Origin of the sequence: Bifidobacterium magnum (assembly GCF_000741255.1) — a bacterium.
GTDB lineage: Bacteria > Actinomycetota > Actinomycetes > Actinomycetales > Bifidobacteriaceae > Bifidobacterium > Bifidobacterium magnum.
The window spans coordinates 26,487-39,242 of the sequence record NZ_JGZB01000007.1 but is presented as its reverse complement, the minus strand read 5'-3'; the positions used below and the strand labels follow the sequence as shown (position 1 = coordinate 39,242).

The window sequence follows — 12,756 nt, the reverse complement described above, 5'->3', positions numbered from 1 at the left end:
CACAACAAGACAAGCCTTTCGAAGAAACCGTCCCGCCGTGCGGCAGCAAGAAAACAACTTACACCCCGAACGCCAGCAACGCAACCCGCCCCGAACAAACCCTTGCAAAACCAACACTCCACCGGCGTGTCGCACACAGCAAACCCGCACCAAAAACCCAGCAAACTTGGAGAAAATCTCTTAAACTGGGCGTGTTGACCTTAAATCAAAAGCCCCGGCCACACACGGCCGGGGCGATCGTTTATCCAATCACTCATTCAATCATTTATTCTGCACGCCACACTGCGAGCGGCCTGCGCAATACAGGCACTCCAAAATCATCGACCGGTGGTTGCTGTTGAGCAATACGCCAGGCGAACACCACACTCAGGCTGATTAGGCTCACAATGACGCCCATAATCCACATGAACATAATCATTCCCATGAAAATGTAATTTCCTTATATCTCAGTGACCATTTCGGTCGCTTTTCTTGCTATACCTATCTTTTCAAAACAGGGCTGGAAATCAAGGAAATATAGGGCGCCTATACACATTTTTTACAACTTTCCGCTTCCCATAAAACCGTGCTATTACAGTACGCATGACGAAAAAAATTGCAGTATTGACAGGCGCCGGCATCTCCACCTCCGCCGGTATTCCGGATTTCCGCGGACCGGACGGCGTATGGACGAAACATCCCGACCAAATGGCCGTCTACGACATCGACCGTTTCCTTACGAGCAAGGAAGACCGCGAGTACTCGTGGCGCTGGCAGAAAGAGTCCCCTGTCTGGAACGCACAGCCTGGCGCCGCACACTACGCGCTCGTGGAACTTGAAAAGGCGGGCATGCTGAGCCTGCTGGCCACGCAAAATTTTGACGCGCTTCACGAAAAGGCCGGCAACAATCCGGATCTTATTGTGAATCTGCACGGCACTATCGGCACCTCGCACTGCATGAAGTGCCATAAAAAGTACCAGACCGCCGACATTATGGCGCGTTTGGACGAGGAACCGGATCCGCACTGCCATCGCAATCTTCCGTATAGCGGCAATATGCCGTGCAATGGTTTGCTGAAAACGGATGTGGTCTATTTCGGCGAGGCGCTGCCGGAGGGCGCGATGGAGCGTTCCATGCGCGCCGTCACGCAGGCCGACGAATTCTGGGTCATCGGATCCACTCTTGAAGTGTTCCCGGCGGCCTCGCTTGTGCCCGTCGCGGCACAGGCCGGCGTTCCGATCACGATCATGAACATGGGCCGTACGCAGTACGACCGTCTCGCCACCACCTTGATTCAGGAAGATATCGCCGTGGCGCTTCCTGAATTGGTGGAGCGTACGATCGCCGAGAATACGGCGGACTGAGAGTTCAGTAAATCCTCTTCGGCGCGAATCCGGCTTCCCGTAGCGCCGAGAGGATGCGTTCAATATGTTCCGGGCCGTTCGTTTCGACAGTGACGCCCAACGATACGGCGTTCGTGTAATGCGCTTCCGCCTTGAACTGGTTATGTTCAAGTTCAATGACATTGGCGCGTTCCGCGGCGAGCAATGTGGCCACCTTGACGAGCTGGCCTGGAATATCGGGAAGCTCCACTTCAAAGTTCATAATGCGGCCGCGCGCGATCATGCCCTTTTGAATGACGGCGCCGATCGTGACCGTATCGATGTTGCCGCCGGAAACGATTGGCACAATCACGTGCTCGTTCGGATCGGCCGCGAATACACGTGAACGCAAGTTCAAGTGTTCCAGCGCGGCCAGCGATACCGCGCCCGCAGCCTCCACCACAAGCTTGTGCTTTTCAAGCATGAGCAGGATCATCTCGTTGATGTCACGTTCGGAAACTTCCACCAAGTCGTCGAGGAATTCGTTGAGCAGCGCGAACGTGAGATCGCCCGGGCGCTTGACGGCCACACCTTCCGCGGAGGTGACCACCTGGTCGGCCGGCACCACTTTGCCCACGGTCAGCGATTTGCGGAATGCGGGAGACCCTTCCGGAATCACACCGATCACGCGCACGCTCGGACGGAACATTTTCACGGCAAGCGCCACGCCCGCTCCAAGTCCGCCTCCTCCGAGCGGTACCACAATATCGGTCACGTCGGGCACGTCTTCAAGGATTTCCATGGCGATCGTGCCCTGCCCGCAGAGCACTTCGTAGTCGTCGAACGGCGGCACGTAAGTCATGCCTTCCGTTTGGCTCAGTTCGAGCGCGTAGGCGGCGGCTTCGTCAAATACGTTGCCTTTAAGTTCCACTTGCGCGCCGTAAGCCTTGGTCGCGTCCACTTTCAGTGGCGGCGTGATATTGGGCATGACGATCGTCGCCTTGGCGCCGCGTTCCCGCGCCGCATAGGCCACGCCTTGCGCATGGTTCCCTGCGGACGCCGTCACGATGCCGCGCTCGAGTTCCTCGTCGGTGAGGGACGCGATTTTGTTGTAGGCGCCGCGAATCTTGAAGGATCCGGTAATCTGCAGATTTTCCGGTTTCATGAGCACGCGGTGGCCCGTCATGTCACTTAGCACGTCGGACGGAATCACTTTCGTGTGCTTGACGACGGGTTCCAGCCGTTCCATGGCCTGATTGAGTTCCGCGGTGTGGTCGCGGCGCATTGCTTGCAGTACGTCTTTCTGTTCCATGGCCGTATTCTAAGAAAATGGCGCATGGAGCCGACGGACTATCCCATTTTCACAGCAGCCCGCTCGTAAGGTTGTGGTCGAGCATCCAGCGGCGCAGATCGCTAAATTCTTCCATACTGACCGCATGATCAAGTCCGCGGTAGGAACGGTCCGTAAGCCATGTGTGCTCGCTGAGCCATGCGACGGTCTCGTAGATCGTATATTTCGGCAGTACGGTGTCCGCTTGGCCATATCCGTAAAAGACGGGAATATTGAGATCGATCAGCCGGTCGTCGGCTGGCGCCGTTCCCGGGACAATGCCGGGCGCCAGGAATCCGGAAAGCGGGATGGCCGCCTGATAGCGTTCCGGATGAACGCGCAGCAAATGGATGGCGAGCAGGGCTCCCTGGGAGAATCCGATCGGCACCACGGCGCGCGAATCGTCAATATTTTCGGAAACCCACATATCGATGGCCGTTGCGGCGGCGAATGCGTCGTAATCCAGATCTTCGCCGGTCGGCACACAATCATGGAACCACGAGTAGGCGCCGGGCTGGAACATGGACGGTTCTGCGAGCGTCAGTGGCGCACGCAACGCAATGTAGTCGTTGTAAGGCGCGACGTAGCGCATCATGTCGGCAAGGTCGTCTTCATTCGACCCCCAGCCGTGCAAGCACAGAAAAAGCGGGCGCGACGGTGCGGCTGCCGCTTGCTGGCGCGAGTATACGGCTTTCGTAATGGTGAGCGGGTCTCCGAAATGGCCCGGCACTACGGTTGACGGGCGGCCGATAAGTGGTGTAGTCATACCCCCAATATAGCCCCCGATATAGCAAGGCGCCGATTGCAAGGTTGGAGTCTTGCAATCGGCGCACTTCCATTAGAACATATGATTTATGTCATGTAAGGCTTACTGCATGTCTACCTGGATCAGGACGGCCTGAGCGGGGTGCAGGCTTGGCGGACGGACGCCCGTGTAGGTGCCCAAAGCCTCGCCCGGCAGGGCGACTCCGTCGGGAGTCCACCAGCCCAATGCGCTTTGCGCATTGTTGATGCGGTTTTCACCAAGCAGACCGCTTTCGTAGCTCACGCCCATCGGCTTGACGCGATAAACAGCCTGCGGGTCGAGACCCGGAAGGCGAACCGTTCCGGCCGGGTAGGTCTGGGAGGTGGTCAGCTGCGTGAAGCGGTAGATGGCGTGCTTCTTGTCCGCGCTCACCACACCGTCCAAACGCACGGCCGGATCCTGGTCGTCGCCATGCACCACAGAGCCCGCGGAGAATTCCTCACGGTGGAGCTTGAACTCCTCGATCCACTGGCGCAGCATTTCCAGGTCTTCCTGCGGCTGCTTGAGCAGGTTCCATTCCACACCCATGTGACCGAAGAAGGCCATGGCCATGCGCATTTCCAGACTCGTGGCGCGCTGCGTGGAGTGGGCCGGCGAATCGCCGACATGCTCGCCGATCATCTCCGGCGGGACAAGCAGCGAAGTGTAACGCTGGATGTCCGCACGCTCGACGGGATCCACGCAATCGGAAGCCCACACGCGGTCGGCCACCTGCAGAATGCCGAGGTCAATACGGCCGCCGCCCGAAGAGCAGCTTTCGATTTCAAGTCCCGGATGCGCGTTCTTCAGATCCGTGAAAATCTTGTACACGGCCAGCGTCTGCGCGTGCGTGGCGGGCTTGCCCGTACGGGGAGAGACGGATTCGGTGACGAACTTGTTGTGGTCCCACTTGATGTAGTCGATACCCAACGAGTTGACGAGCGAATCCATCGCGTTGTACACGTATGCGTACGCATCCGGATTCGTCAGATCGACCACCTGCTGGGTACGGCCCTGCATCGGCAGACGGTTCTCCGTCGGCTTGAGGACCCAATCCGGATGGTTGCGGAACATCTCGGAGTCGGGGTTTACCATTTCCGGCTCGAACCACAGGCCGAATTCCATGCCCCTGCCGTGCACGTAGTCGGCCAGCGCCTTGAGGCTTTCTTCGCCTTCCGGCCACATGTCCTGTGAGATTTCCCAATCGCCCAAGCCCGAGGTGTCGTCACGGCGGGAACCGAACCAGCCGTCGTCCACTACGAAGCGTTCCACGCCGACTTCCGCGGCCTTGTCCGCCAAAGCGGTCAGCGTCTTGTAGTCATGCTGGAAGTACACAGCTTCCCAAGTGTTCAGAATAACGGGGCGCGGCTTGCGTTCAATGCCACGTTCCGCGCACCATTCGCGGTGCGTATTGCGCAGGAACGCGTGGAAGCGCGAAGCGACTTCGTTCAGTCCCGCTCCGAAGGAACCCACAATCTCCGGCGTGGTGTAGGAATCGCCGTTCTCCAGCGCGATTTCACCGCCGAACAGCACTTCCGCGCCGCCAATCAGGCCCGAAGTGTACGGAAGGCGTTCCGCGGACAGCAGCGTATTGCCGCTCCACGCCACGTGCACGGAGTACACGTCGCCATTATTGAAGCCGAAGCCCGGAGCGCCGGCCGTCAACAGCAGCGAAGCGTCGAAACCGGGACGGCCCACGAGGCTGGCCTTCTGGAAACGGCCCACGGTCAGCGGCTGGCGCTGCGGGGAACGTTCACGAAGATGGTGGCCCGTAGTCGTAAGAATTTCCGTGGCGTAAGCCGGAACCGGCATGCCGAGTTCCACCTTGCCCACTTCGAGCGTGCCGTCAGCCAAGTTGGTGATCGTGGCCTTCTGCATCACGAGTCCGGACACGTCCAACGTGCAGGCCCACATGAGCTGAACGCCCTGTTCCTTGTCGGCCGCGGTCACGGTTACCGTGTGGTCGTCAACATTGATGTCGCTGACAATAAACTTGCAGAACAGCGTGGTGCCGTCACGGCGAATATCGAGACGCGGTTCACCGATCCAGGATTCCGATTGCGTCGGCAGAATGCTCGGCCACGCCGTGTAGTCGAGCGCGCCGGAAACGCGCTGAGGACGAGACGCGTCCATCATGTCGATCACGGTTTCAGGAGCGCTAAGCGGGCGCCCCCAGTACACAAATCGCGGCAGTTCATTTTCGGGGAATGCCAGCGCGAACGCCACATTGGCGTCCGGGCGCTCCGCATACAGGGCTTGAGTCTTCGTGCCGTCGCTCGTGGTGCCGTGGAAAAGTTGCATATGCGTCATTGAATCGTCCTTCTGCCAGCATGTTTCGGCTTCATTGCCAAATCATGTGGCTTGTTTGGCCCGCAGGCCATTCCATTGTTGTTCCGATTCTTACGATACGTAATTTCGCACAAATATGAAACCAATTTCACGGGATCATCACGTTATTTTGCACTAAGAAAACAAAATCTACCATCCCGCGGCTTTGGTCTGTTTTTTGGTCTGAAAAAGATGCGGTGGCGCTACTGCCCAAAATTAGCGTACGCACAGTGGTCCGCGATGATGAAGTGGATGCCATTGTCGACGCCGTGATTGACCGGCTAAGCACCTCAAGCTTTGGAGACGGAAAGATCTTCATACGCAATGTGGAACAGGCAATCCGCATCCGTACCAACGAGCGCGAAGACGAAGCACTGTAGTCGTTACATTTCCCCGTTACCATACCGGTAATATTCCACGGCATGACGAACGGGGAACAATATGGCGACACGGGCAAATATCGGAACGGCGGCAACGCGTACGCTACAAGGTATCCATCTGCTCGCCGACCTCGACGGACTGCACGTCGGCGACAGATTGCCTTCGGAACGCGAACTGGCCGCACGTTTGCAAGTATCGCGCTCCAGCGTACGCAACGCATTGGCCATTATGCGCGAACGTGGTGAAATCGTCACCAAGCCGGGACGTTCAGGGACGGTGATCGCCACCGACATTGCCCACCAGACCATGTCCTCGCGTATCGATGTCAACGCAAAATCCGCACGAATATTCAATCGCAGCACCGCAAGCACCTCAGGATTGCCCCATATGCTGGCCTCGCAGGGCATTGATTGCACAACCACAGTAATCAGCGCGCGCATCCAGCAGTGCTCCGATCAAATATGCCAGCTATTCCGCGTACCGACTTCCCAGCCGTTGATTCGTGTGGAACGCGTGCGAATGGTCTCAAATCAGCCGTTCTCATATGAGCAGACATATCTGCATCCGCACGACTATCCGGATTTTCTGGACCACGACATGACGCAGTCCATTTATCAAACATTGCAGTTCGAATATGGCACCACTATTCGTTCCGTCGATGAAACCATCGAGGTCATGCCCGGATTTGGCAATGCGGTCAAGTACCTGCACATACCCACCGGAACACCGTTGCTCTGTGCATTTTCTCGCGCGAAAGATGCGCTTGGACATACGGTGATCGTGTCTATCGATACGTATGTGGCCACTCAAGTGCGCTTGACCACATCGCATACCTTGCCTGAATAGCTGCAGTTGGCACAGCGATGCTCACACACTCGCGTCCGCATCCACACTCATGACATACACGTTCTTGCGTAGAGCACGGGCCTGGGCACGCGTAATCTGGCCATCCTCGAGCATCCCTTGGATAACGCCGAGCTCAATACCGTAACTCTCACGCTTGGCGCGCTCGATACTTTCGAGCAATTCCATCGAGCCCGCCATATTCGGGCGCGACTTGAGCGCCGCTTCCGCGCGGCGGTAATCCATGAGCAACATCGACACGTATTCCGTGGGATACGTGTCTTGCGCCATCTGTTCGTAGAGCCAGTCGATCACTCGATCGAAAGCGTCAATTTGTATAAGGTACAGTTGCGTATAGATCTCACGTTCGCTGCTCAGTGCCGTGCTGCGGTGGAATTTGCCGATTACACGCCGGGTCAGCAATGTTGCGCGACGCTGCAGCGAGCGCATGCGGCCGCGCATCAGCCAGCTTATCCTGCCGCGCTGCTCATCGGTATCGACACGACGCATCGCATGCATGATTTGATCGAGCAGTCGTTCGCACGCTTCGATTTGCGCTTCCTGTATACTGCCGTCGCCACTCCAGTCGCGTACGTCTTGCGGAGTGTTGACGACAGTCGGTGCGGAAGTTGACGCGGCATGTTCCGCAATATTGCGCTTGAGTTCCGCCAAGCGCTGCTTGACGTACTCCTTTTCGCATTCCAAGGCGTCGATTTGCAGCCGCTGGTAAGCGCCCATGTCGACTTGGCCGAGCATCTGCTTGATGCGCGTGATGCGTTTGGTATACGAGTCGATAATGGGCATGAGCGCACGACGGTTCTCGTCTGTGGTACGATCCGCAAGCTCTTCCACAGTCCGGCGCAACACTTCCACGGAAATCTCGTTCATGCGTTCGCTTGTATCGCCGCCCTTGTGCGGTGCGATGACGGGCAGCAGGAAATTGGCGAGCACGAGCGTCACAATAATCACGCCGCCCGCAATGAAAATCAGCTCGTCCCTCATCGGGAACCATGCGCCTGAAGCCACAGTGAATGGAATCGTGAACATCAAGGACAACGTGATAGTGCCCTTGGGGCCGCCAAACGTCATGACGGCGGCGGAACGCCAGCGTTCCTTCGTCATTTTGCGGCGCTGACGCGTATCCTCGGCACGCGTGATGCGCAGCATCAGCGCAATCCACAAGAATCGCATGCCGATCACCACTACGGAGACCACGCTAATCGAGCCCAGCAGCATGGCGTTGCTCACATTGGCGTTATCCCAGCTGGAACGCATGGCGTCGGGCAGGATCATGCCCAGCAAAATGAACACCGTACCGTTGAGCGAAACCGACAGCACGCTCCACACGCTCGTGGACACAATATTGGCGCGCGCCACATTCGGACCGATGCCCGTACGGTCGAAATTGATAAGCAGACCGGCTGCCACCACGGACAAAATGCCGGACACATGCAGGCTTTCCGCACCCAAATATAACAGGAACGGCAGGAATAATTCCATAAGGATGCGCGTGGTGGTCGTCTCCCAACCCAGCGTACGAATCGTCTCGAATAGCCAGTTGACCACGAGGCCCACCACAATACCAAACAGCGTGCCGCCAATAAACGACACGACAAACTCGCTAACGGCCTCCCCCACTTGAAAGACACCCGTCATCGCGGCCGCGATCGCGAACTGGAATCCCACGATGCCCGACGCGTCATTGAACAATGACTCGCCTTTGAGCACGCCGATCTGACGGCTCGTCAATGAGGCTTCGTTGCTTAAGGAGCTCACGGCCACGGCGTCGGTCGGCCCCAATGCGGCGCCCAACGCAAGTGCCGCGGCCAACGGAATAATCGGCCACACGGAATGCAATATGAATCCCACGGCCACCATCGTGGCCACCGCAAGGCCAATGGCCAGCGATAAAGAGAGTTTCAGTGAACGCAACAACGCGTTTTTATCGATTTCATGCGCTTCCAGATACAGCAACGGCGCAATGAACAGCACCATGAACAGTTCCGGATCGAGTTGCGTGTCGGGGAAAAACGAGAGTTGCGAAGCGATCAAGCCCAGCACAATCTGGACCAGAGGCAAGGAAATGCGAGGCAAGAATCGGCTGAGGAAGGAGGACAACACTACCGCCGCCACAATATAGAGCACCATTTCAAAAACCGCCACGACCGTGTCCTCTCTTCAACTGCATCCAGACTACCGTGCATCATTGCGGCGCACTCCTCTAGGATAAAGGATATGAGTCTGGAACATCGGGGAATCGCCACGCAGCGCGCGTATTGGCGCGAATGTATGCAAGAGGCGCTGCGTTTGGCGCGGGAAGCGGGTGAGTACGGCGATATTCCAATCGGCGCGCTTGTGGTGGACGAATCGGGCGCGATTATTGGCCGCGGCTACAACGAACGCGAAGCTGCCACGGATCCGTTGGCCCATGCGGAAGTGCTGGCCATGCGCCAGGCCGCCGAACATTTGGGCACGTGGAATTTAAGCGATTGCACGCTTATTGTGACACTCGAGCCGTGCCCCATGTGTGCGGGGGCATGCCTACAAACGCATGTGGGCAATATTGTGTTTGGCGCCTGGGATGCCAAACTCGGCGCATGCGGCTCCGTGTGGGACATTCCTCGCGATCCGCATGTGGGCAGCAAACCATACGTATATGGCGGCGTCGAAGAACAGCAGTGCGCCCAACTCTTAAGCAATTTTTTCGCCCATTCCCGCCAACGGTAGTTGTCAAACGGGCCGGCCCGTCGAAAAGGACAAGCCGGCCCTATCAATGCAGAACATCAGGCAGGACTCAGGAAATCTGGGCCTTGTAGAAATTCACATACGAACGTGACGGCGTAGGTCCGCGCTGACCCTGGTAATGCGAACCCGTGTCCTTGGATCCGTAAGGATGTTCCACAGGCGAGCTCATTTGGAAGAAGCACATTTGGCCGATTTTCATGCCTGGCCACAATTTCACGGGCAATGTCGACACATTGGACAGTTCCAGCGTGATATGCCCTTCGAAGCCCGGATCAATAAAGCCGGCCGTGGAATGCGTAAGGATTCCCAAACGTCCCAGCGAGCTCTTGCCTTCCAGACGCGCGGCCACAGTGGAGTCGAGCTTGACGTATTCCCATGTGGAGCCGAGCGCAAACTCGCCCGGATGCAAAATCCACGGTTCATCGGGGGCCACTTCGAACTGTTCGGTAAGCTCTCCCTGATCCTCGGCGGGATCCACATAGGTGTAGGCATGGTTGTTGAACAAACGGAAATATCGATCCAAACGTACGTCAATGGACGCGGGTTGCACCATCTCTGGTGTCCACGGATCTAATGAAATATGGCCGTCGGCTTGCGCGGCCAAAATATCGCGATCGGATAGCAGCATGGCATGTATCTTATAGAACGGATATGTTCCGCGCCACTCGCATACCGGACTTTCATACGCAACGTTTGCAAAATCAAGCGGGTGGTACAGCGGATAGTAAAAAGGCCCCGGTCATGTGCCGGGGCCCTTTTCGGAAATAGAGAGAGAAGAAGAAAGAGGAATATTCAATTATCGGGAAGTATGTTCCTGATCAGTTGTTCTTAGCTGATAATTGCAATATATCGGGCCAGTCTGAGTCAAGCCGTGCAATTTACTGAAAATTAGCTGAGAATACGGGTCACTGTACAATTTTCCTCAACAACAGGAACGCGGACGCCAGCATGGCAAGCGCTACGGCCGTAAGCATTACCGAGCGTCCCTCGGCGCCCGTTCCCGGCAATTCCACTCCCGTATCATCGCCGTTCGTAGCGTAGCGCCAATTGTTCGCGTAAATCGTGCCCAATTGGATGCCGTCGTTGTTTTCATACGGGTCCAACGCGTAGCTCCTGCTTTTGGCGACCTGGTAGAGCGCGGCTTTGCCCGTCTCGCGGATCGAATAGTAGAAGTACGTGATGAGCTTGCCGTCCTCGCTCATTTCAAAGCGCGGCAAGTCGTCCACCATCGTGGTCCAACCGTTCTTTGCGGACACCGTGATGCCTTTGCGGTAGAGCTTCTTTTCTTCATCCTTGTTCACTTCAGCGGCGTTTTCCGCAGGCTGCGAGTCGCGCTCCACGGCATACGTGTGCTGGTCGCTGTGCGGAACTACCACTTCGATTTGCGTGTCGGTGGCAAGCGTCACTTCGTAGTTGTTCACTGCAGCGCCTCTAGCCACGGTTTTACCATTGACTTTCAGCTCGGTTTTATCCGCCATCCAATCGGCATAGCCGTCAATGGTGGTGGTCACGGTGGAGTTCGTGACCATTTTGCCCGACTCAATATCGTGCACTATCGCATCGTTATAGGCGTTCACGGCTTTGACGTCATACTCCATGTAGCGGTGTCCGGCTTTCATCGTGGTGCTGCTGCGGTAGATGTCCACCGAAATTTCGCCGTCTTCCTTGTCTACGGGAATCGGCTCGCCGCCATTTTCGGCTGGCGCGAACCAGCGCTTTTCAATGCGCAGCGGCGAGCGCTGGCTCATGTTGGGCACATACATCACGGCATTGTTCATCATCGCCTGCGATTCGACGTCGGTCGGCTTGTGTACGGCCGGGGACGCGCTCGTAAAGCGGTGGAAGAAATGCGGGCGCGGGTCGAGAATGTATCCGCTGGGCGCCTCTGTTTCCACAAGCGCGTATGCCACGTTGGCGTCGAGGAACGTACGCACATCGCCTTGCGTTTTGGCGACGATCTCCTGAATGACGACCAGACCATCCGATCCCGCTACCACGTTGTCGTTGACAAGCACCCATCGGCCGCCGTTCGTCGAGACCAGCGGACCTTGTCCGTCCGCGAGCTGCGATCCCGTTTCATTTTCAGGGACGCACGCGGCATACGAATCGTAGGATCCACGCGGCAATTCGCCGCCAGTCCAGTCGTCTCCAATCCATTTGCACAGTTTGAAGCGCGCTCCCGGAATGGTGGCCGTGTAATTCGTCGAATCGACTTTGTAGGCAAACATCGCATCGATGGAGGCCGTTGCGCCCGACTGGAATTTGCCGACCACCCACGGCACCTCCGCACTGCTGCCGCTTTCCAGAACGGCTTTGTTCTTCACCGCTCCCCCGCCTACAGCTCCCGTTTGGATCTGGTCCGTGATCGGTTTGCCGTGCTCGTCTTTCATCACGATAACTGCGTAGGTGTAATCGATAATCAATGGCGTCGCATCAGGCAGCGTGAACCTCAGAATGTTGTTCACATACGGGACGGGCGCCCAATTGGGTTGGATTTCCTCGGTTTCATACGTCATCGGGTACTTGTGGTTGTCAAGCTTTTCGCCTTTCGACCCGTCCGCGTTCATTTTGTGGATCGTCACGGATTCGGGGATCAGCGCAATATCGTAGGCGCGTATCTTCACGCCGTCTCGTACCGCATATGGCCAGTATTCCATCGTGTCGGTCAGCGTAACCGTATTTTTGTCCTGCACCAACGTCTTGCCGTCGGGATTGACGACAAGCGTGTAGGGTCCGCAGATACGACGGGTTCACCGGCCCACACTTGCGGTACCGGCATTGCCGCCGTAACGATCATCATTACCGCAACAATCAATGCAACCACATTGCGGATGACGGTGGATTTCATTGATATGATTCCCTCTTGAATGCTCCGGACATACCCTTCCCCGGATATGTCAATTCACATATGTTCATCGTAAATAATGGGTTCGGGGGGGGATGCCAGAGCTTTTGCCAAGCCTCCTCAAATTGTTCACGAAAGCGTATACGCATATGAAAAGGCCGTATGAACCATACGATTCATACGGCCTTGCGTTCGCGC

The 12,756-nt window shown here is 56.9% G+C and carries 11 protein-coding genes; 5 read left to right on the top strand and 6 right to left on the bottom strand.

Annotated features, from left to right (window positions below; translation table 11 throughout):
- Window positions 1-341, top strand: a 341-nt coding sequence (locus BMAGN_RS08560; RefSeq protein WP_238548774.1) for a hypothetical protein, incomplete at its 5' end; no start/stop codon positions are given.
- A gap of 241 nt (window positions 342-582) precedes the next feature.
- Window positions 583-1,344, top strand: coding sequence for an SIR2 family NAD-dependent protein deacylase (locus BMAGN_RS06475; RefSeq protein WP_022860291.1), 762 nt, complete (start codon window positions 583-585; stop codon window positions 1,342-1,344).
- A gap of 4 nt (window positions 1,345-1,348) precedes the next feature.
- Here the strand turns inward: BMAGN_RS06475 and ilvA are convergent, their stop codons facing one another.
- From ilvA to BMAGN_RS06460, 3 genes are all read right to left on the bottom strand, one after another.
- Entirely contained in the window at window positions 1,349-2,614 is a 1,266-nt protein-coding gene (ilvA, locus tag BMAGN_RS06470) for a threonine ammonia-lyase (protein WP_022860290.1), read from the bottom strand.
- A gap of 49 nt (window positions 2,615-2,663) precedes the next feature.
- Window positions 2,664-3,398, bottom strand: a complete 735-nt coding sequence (locus tag BMAGN_RS06465) for an alpha/beta hydrolase (protein WP_022860289.1) — start codon at window positions 3,396-3,398, stop codon at window positions 2,664-2,666.
- A 102-nt stretch (window positions 3,399-3,500) separates the two neighbouring features.
- Window positions 3,501-5,726: an alpha-galactosidase gene (locus tag BMAGN_RS06460; protein WP_022860288.1), complete on the bottom strand. Its 2,226-nt coding sequence runs from the start codon at window positions 5,724-5,726 to the stop codon at window positions 3,501-3,503.
- A gap of 215 nt (window positions 5,727-5,941) precedes the next feature.
- Between BMAGN_RS06460 and BMAGN_RS08155 the strand changes: the two genes are divergently transcribed.
- Both BMAGN_RS08155 and BMAGN_RS06450 read left to right on the top strand, forming a co-directional pair.
- The gene (locus BMAGN_RS08155) at window positions 5,942-6,124 is read left to right on the top strand and encodes a P-II family nitrogen regulator (protein WP_022860287.1); all 183 of its coding nucleotides are present in this window, start codon (window positions 5,942-5,944) and stop codon (window positions 6,122-6,124) included.
- A 61-nt stretch (window positions 6,125-6,185) separates the two neighbouring features.
- Window positions 6,186-6,971 (top strand): GntR family transcriptional regulator, encoded by a 786-nt coding sequence (locus tag BMAGN_RS06450; protein ID WP_022860286.1) that lies wholly within the window; start codon window positions 6,186-6,188, stop codon window positions 6,969-6,971.
- Between the two features lie 21 nt (window positions 6,972-6,992).
- On the opposite strand, the gene BMAGN_RS06445 is transcribed toward BMAGN_RS06450, so the two are convergent.
- Window positions 6,993-9,131 carry a Na+/H+ antiporter gene (locus BMAGN_RS06445; protein WP_022860285.1) on the bottom strand — a complete coding sequence of 713 codons (2,139 nt, stop codon included), beginning with the start codon at window positions 9,129-9,131 and terminating at the stop codon, window positions 6,993-6,995.
- A gap of 72 nt (window positions 9,132-9,203) precedes the next feature.
- On the opposite strand from BMAGN_RS06445, the gene BMAGN_RS06440 reads away from it, so the two are divergent.
- Window positions 9,204-9,695 carry a nucleoside deaminase gene (locus BMAGN_RS06440; protein ID WP_022860284.1) on the top strand — a complete coding sequence of 164 codons (492 nt, stop codon included), beginning with the start codon at window positions 9,204-9,206 and terminating at the stop codon, window positions 9,693-9,695.
- Between the two features lie 67 nt (window positions 9,696-9,762).
- On the opposite strand, the gene dcd is transcribed toward BMAGN_RS06440, so the two are convergent.
- Together dcd and BMAGN_RS06430 are read right to left on the bottom strand one after the other, a co-directional pair.
- Window positions 9,763-10,341, bottom strand: a complete 579-nt coding sequence (dcd, locus tag BMAGN_RS06435; RefSeq protein ID WP_022860283.1) for a dCTP deaminase — start codon at window positions 10,339-10,341, stop codon at window positions 9,763-9,765.
- 277 nt (window positions 10,342-10,618) lie between these two features.
- On the bottom strand, window positions 10,619-12,409 hold the full coding sequence (locus BMAGN_RS06430) for a hypothetical protein (RefSeq protein ID WP_022860282.1): 1,791 nt from the start codon (window positions 12,407-12,409) through the stop codon (window positions 10,619-10,621).
- Between the last annotated feature and the right edge of the window lie 347 nt (window positions 12,410-12,756).

Excerpts from the sequence above, each read along its gene's own strand:
- BMAGN_RS06475 (WP_022860291.1), top strand. The coding sequence starts at position 583 with ATGACGAAAAAAATTGCAGTATTGACAGGCGCCGGCATCTCCACCTCC.
- BMAGN_RS06460 (WP_022860288.1), bottom strand. The coding sequence starts at position 5,726 with ATGACGCATATGCAACTTTTCCACGGCACCACGAGCGACGGCACGAAG.
- BMAGN_RS06450 (WP_022860286.1), top strand. The coding sequence starts at position 6,186 with ATGGCGACACGGGCAAATATCGGAACGGCGGCAACGCGTACGCTACAA.
- dcd (WP_022860283.1), bottom strand. The coding sequence starts at position 10,341 with ATGCTGCTATCCGATCGCGATATTTTGGCCGCGCAAGCCGACGGCCAT.
- ilvA (WP_022860290.1), bottom strand. The coding sequence starts at position 2,614 with ATGGAACAGAAAGACGTACTGCAAGCAATGCGCCGCGACCACACCGCG.
- BMAGN_RS06440 (WP_022860284.1), top strand. The coding sequence starts at position 9,204 with ATGAGTCTGGAACATCGGGGAATCGCCACGCAGCGCGCGTATTGGCGC.
- BMAGN_RS06465 (WP_022860289.1), bottom strand. The coding sequence starts at position 3,398 with ATGACTACACCACTTATCGGCCGCCCGTCAACCGTAGTGCCGGGCCAT.